At 73.9% G+C, this 4,725-nt stretch carries 3 protein-coding genes; all 3 read left to right on the top strand.

From position 1 onward, the window contains the following. Positions 1-23: 23 nt before the first annotated feature. Entirely contained in the window at positions 24-1,778 is a 1,755-nt protein-coding gene (locus SSBG_RS17250; protein ID WP_008747380.1) for a dolichyl-phosphate-mannose--protein mannosyltransferase, read from the top strand. A 117-nt stretch (positions 1,779-1,895) separates the two neighbouring features. Continuing rightward, on the top strand, positions 1,896-3,515 hold the full coding sequence (locus tag SSBG_RS17245; RefSeq protein ID WP_008747379.1) for a penicillin-binding transpeptidase domain-containing protein: 1,620 nt from the start codon (positions 1,896-1,898) through the stop codon (positions 3,513-3,515). 162 nt (positions 3,516-3,677) lie between these two features. Next, complete coding sequence (locus tag SSBG_RS17240; protein ID WP_008747378.1) at positions 3,678-4,598, top strand: phosphotransferase; 921 nt, start codon at positions 3,678-3,680, stop codon at positions 4,596-4,598. The last annotated feature ends 127 nt before the right edge of the window (positions 4,599-4,725 follow it).

The following is a 4,725-nucleotide window of genomic DNA, read 5'->3' as shown; positions in this document are numbered from 1 at the left end:
GCCGCGTTCCCTACGATGACCCGGTGACCAGTACCGCGTCCTCGACCGAGGCGAGCCAGGGGCAGGCCGCCGATCCCCAGGCCCCGCCCCCCTGGCAGCGGCGCCTGCGCCGCTTCGGCTACGTCCCCGGGCGCCGCGAGGCGGGCGTCGCCGAACGGCTCGCCCCGCCGTGGACGGGCCCGGCCGACCCGGGGCTGTGGACGGCGATCGGTCTGCCGTACCGGCTCTCCGCCTTCCTCGTGCGCTCCGCGAGCTGGCTCGGCCCGCTGCTGATCACGCTCGTCGCCGGCATCACCCGCTTCTGGCACCTCGGCTCGCCGAAGGCGGTGATATTCGACGAGACGTACTACGCGAAGGACGCCTGGGCGCTCATCCACCGCGGCTACGAGGTGAGCTGGGGCGACGCGGCGAACAAGCAGATCCTGGCCGACCCGTCCTCGGTGGACATCCCGACGCAGGCCGCCTATGTCGTGCACCCGCCGGTCGGGAAGTACGTCATCGGGATCGGGGAGTGGCTCTTCGGCCTCACGCCCTTCGGCTGGCGCTTCATGACGGCCGTGCTCGGCACGGCGTCCGTGTGGATGCTGTGCCGGATCGGGCGGCGCATGTTCCGCTCGACGTTCCTCGGCTGCTTCGCGGGCGCGCTGCTCACGATCGACGGGCTGCACCTCGTGATGAGCCGCACGGCGCTGCTCGACCTGGTGCTGATGTTCTTCGTGCTCGCGGCCTTCGGCTGCCTGCTCCTGGACCGGGACCGCTCCCGCGCGCTGCTCCTGGCGAAGCTCCCGGTGGACGCCGACGGGGTCGTACGGGCGGACGCCGGGGTCGCGGCGACCGCGTTCCTCGGCTGGCGGCCCTGGCGCTGGGCCGCCGGGATCTGCCTCGGCCTCGCCTTCGGGACGAAGTGGAACGGCCTCTTCGTGCTCGCCGCCTTCGGCGTCATGACGGTGCTGTGGGACGTCGGCGCGCGCAAGGTCGCCGGGGCGCGGACCGGGCGGGCGTGGCCGGCCATGGTGAGGCGGGACTCGCCGGTCGCGTTCGTCGCCGTCGTCCCCGTCGCCCTCGCCGTCTACCTCGCCTCCTGGACGGCGTGGATCGCCTCGCCCGACAACGGCAGGGGCGGCTACCTGCGGGACTGGGCGCGGACGGCCGGTCAGGGCGGCCACTACACCTGGCTGCCCGACTGGCTGCGCAGCCTGTGGCACTACGAGCACGAGGTCTACAAGTTCCACGTGGGCCTCACCGACGGCCACCGCTACCAGTCCAACGCGTGGAGCTGGATGGTCGACGGCCGCCCCGTCTCCTACTTCTACGAGTCGCCGCCCCCCGGCAGCGACGGCTGCCCGAGCGGCACCACCGGCGACTGCGCGCGCGAGGTCCTCGCGCTCGGCACGCCCGCGCTGTGGTGGGCGGCGTGCGCCGCGCTCGTCTACGTGCTGTGGCGCTGGGTCTTCCGCCGCGACTGGCGCGCGGGCGCGCTCCTCGGCGCCGTGGCGGTCGGCTGGCTGCCGTGGCTCCACTACCAGGAACGCACGATCTTCTACTTCTACGCGGTCGTCTTCGTGCCCTTCCTGTGCCTCGCGCTGACCATGCTGGCCGGTGCGCTGCTCGGCCCGGCGGGCGCCTCGGAGCGGCGCAGGACGGCCGGGGCGACGGCGGCGGGGGTGCTCTTCCTCCTCATCGCGTGGAACTTCGTGTACTTCTGGCCGATCTACACCGGCCAGGCCATCCCGTACGGGTCCTGGCACGACCGGATGTGGCTCAACTCCTGGATCTGACGCGCCCGGAGATCACCCCCGGTCGCGTGATCGTCGCAATCCCGTAACGGGATCTCCACAAGCGCCGCCCGCCCCATAAGCTCCCGACGACCACATGCGGGGAGGGGAAGTGCTGTCATGCGCGCCGGGGTGAAGGTTTCGCTGGTGTCGGGGGCGCTCGTCGCGCTGATCGGCGGGGGCGGGTACGGGGCGTACAACCTCGTGCACGCCGTCACCTCGGGCACGGCGAACGAGAACTCGGCCGAGGCGGTCGCCAAACGCCTCGACACGCCGCTGACGGCGCGGGACGTGCGGGAGACGGGCGAGAAGTTCCTCCGCGCCTGGGGCGCGGGGCGTGTCACCGCCGCCGCGGCCCTGACCAGCCAGTCCGCCCCCGCCGGGGTCGCGCTCCAGGGCGTACGGGACAAGGCGCACGTCACGAAGGTGGCGCTGACGCCCGGCACCGCGACGGACACCGGGCTGCCCTACCGCGTGAAGCTCACCGTGCGCGGCAAGACGCTCTCCTACGACACGCGGCTCAGCGTCGTCCGCTCGGAGACGACGGGCCGACCGGTCGTCAAGTGGGCGCCGTCGCTCGTGCACCCGAAGATGCGCGACGGCGACCTGCTCGTGTCCGGCGACGCCGACGCGCCGCCGGTCGAGCTGACCGACCGCGACGGCAAGGTGCTCGACGTCGCGGCGTACCCCTCGCTCGGGCCAATCCTCGCCCAGCTCAGGGAGCGGTACGGGGAGCAGGCGGGCGGTTCCGGGGCCGTCGAGCTGATGATCCGGCACCCCGACGACGCGCCGGACACGACGCTGCTCACGCTGGAGCAGGGCAAGCCGGGCCGGGTCCCGACGACGCTCAGCGCGGGGGCGCAGGCCGCGGCGGAGAAGGCGGTGGCGCGGTACTCCAACGCCTCCGTGGTGGTCGAGCGGGCGGGCACGGGTGAGGTCCTGGCCGTCGCCAACCACCGCGGAGACCAGTTCAACGCCGCGTTCCAGGGGACCGTCGCGCCGGGCTCCACGATGAAGATGATCACGGCCTCGCTGCTCATAGACAAGGGCCTGACCCGGGCGGACGGGCCCGCGCCGTGTCCGGACACGGCGCTGTCGGGCGGGCAGACCGTGCACAACCTGACGGGCATGAAGGCCGACCCGGGCGCGACGCTCACGCGGGCCTTCGCGATCTCCTGCAACACGTCCTTCGTGTCCTTCGCGCCCCGGCTCGGCCCCGGCGACCTCGGCGCCGAGGCGAGCGAGAAGTTCGGCCTCGGGCGCGACAACTGGAAGACGGGCATCGCCTCGGCGGACGGGACGGTCCCGGTCGCCGAGGGCGACGACAAGGGCGTCTCGCTCATCGGGCAGGGCAAGGTGCAGCTCAACCCGCTCAACCTCGCCTCCGTCGTCGCGACGATCCGCACCGGCGCCTTCCGCCAGCCGGTCCTCGTCCCCGCCTCGTTCGACAAGCGGCCGCTGGCCACGGCCGCCGGGCTGAGCGCGGGCACGGCCGCGCAACTGCGGCAGATGATGAACGTCACCGCGACGAGCGGCACGGGGGCCGCCGCGATGAGCGGGCTCGGCCCGGACATCGGCGCGAAGACCGGTTCGGCCGAGGTGGACGGGCAGGCGCAGTCCAACAGCTGGTTCGCCGGCTACCGGGGCGAGGTCACGGCCGCCGCCTACGCGGAGCAGGGCGGGCACGGCGGCGACGTGGCGGGCCCGATCGTGGCTGCGGTGCTGCGCGCGGCAGGCTGATCACAGGCCGCCGCCTCGCGGTCGTTCCCAGGCGGAGACCGTCACTTGGTGGTCTCACCTGGTCGTTGACTGTCGTGATCGGTCGTGGGCTTGGGGCGGTACGGGCACCTGGGCCACGATGTGCCGGTCCGTACCCCGTACCGCCTCCCCCCGGGACGTCCCGTGCTCGACTTCGCCCTCCTGAATACGGTGCTCGCGGAACACCTCGACCGGCTCGGGCTCGACCCGGAGCCCCGGCGCGAGACGCTGCGTTCCTGGACGCACGGCGGGATCGAGCGGCTGGCCTTCGCCGACGGCCTGACGCTCGTGCACAAGTACGGGCACGCGCCGCTCGCGCACGAGGCGGCGACGCACCGGGTGTTCCAGGCCGCCGGGGTGCCCGTCGCGACGCTGTACTCCGGCGAGGTGCGCGCGAAGCACATGACGCTCCTCATGGAGGACCTCGGCGAGCCGGAACGGGCCGCGACCGAGGACGAGGTGCTGGCCCTGCTCCACGTGCTGCACCGGGCGCCCTCGCCGCCCGGCAGCCCCTCGCTCTCCGAGTACACGATGATCACGCTCCCCGACCGGGCGCGCTGGCACCTGGACCGGCTCCAGGAGACGGGCCGCTGGACCAGCGCGGCGGGCAGGCTCGGCGACGACCTCGACAAGGTGCGCAAGGTCTCCGAGGAACGCTGCGCGGGCGCCGACCAGGAGCCCTTCGGCTGGGTGCACACGGAGATCGCGGGCAACGGCGTGCACGTGGGCCCGAAGGGCGTCCGCCTCATCGACTTCGCGCGCTCCTACGTCGGGCCCGTCCTCCTCGACCTCGTCTCCTGGGGCGACGCCCTCGACCGCCCCCGCCCGCGCGAGGCGCGCGCGTTCCTGGAGAAGTACGTGGACCAGGGCGGCCCCGCCACCACGCTCGACCGCCGCGCGGGCCTCGCCGCCGAACGCTGGGCGCTCGCCTGGCTGCGGGTGTGGCGCGTCGAGTGGTACCTGGAGCAGTCCGCGATCCGCGGCTCCGACCCGGCCCTGGACCCCGAGCGCCAGGCCCTCGCCCGCCGCAACATGGACCAGGCGCTGGACCTCTTCGAGCTGTAGGGAGCCGGTCCGCGAGCGCCGGGACACCCGCCCGTACGGACGCCGCCGGGCGCCCGCCACGCCCGGTCCCGTCAGCCCCCCGCCGCACCCGGGCCCCCGCGCCCACAGCCCCCGTCAGCCGCCCGCC

It is taken from the genome of Streptomyces sp. SPB074 (assembly GCF_000154905.1).
Lineage (GTDB): Bacteria > Actinomycetota > Actinomycetes > Streptomycetales > Streptomycetaceae > Streptomyces.
This window is presented reverse-complemented; position numbering and strand designations above follow the sequence as displayed.

What these genes read in the sequence shown, in the direction of transcription:
- SSBG_RS17245 (WP_008747379.1), top strand. Translation starts at nt 1,896, where the DNA reads ATGCGCGCCGGGGTGAAGGTTTCGCTGGTGTCGGGGGCGCTCGTCGCG.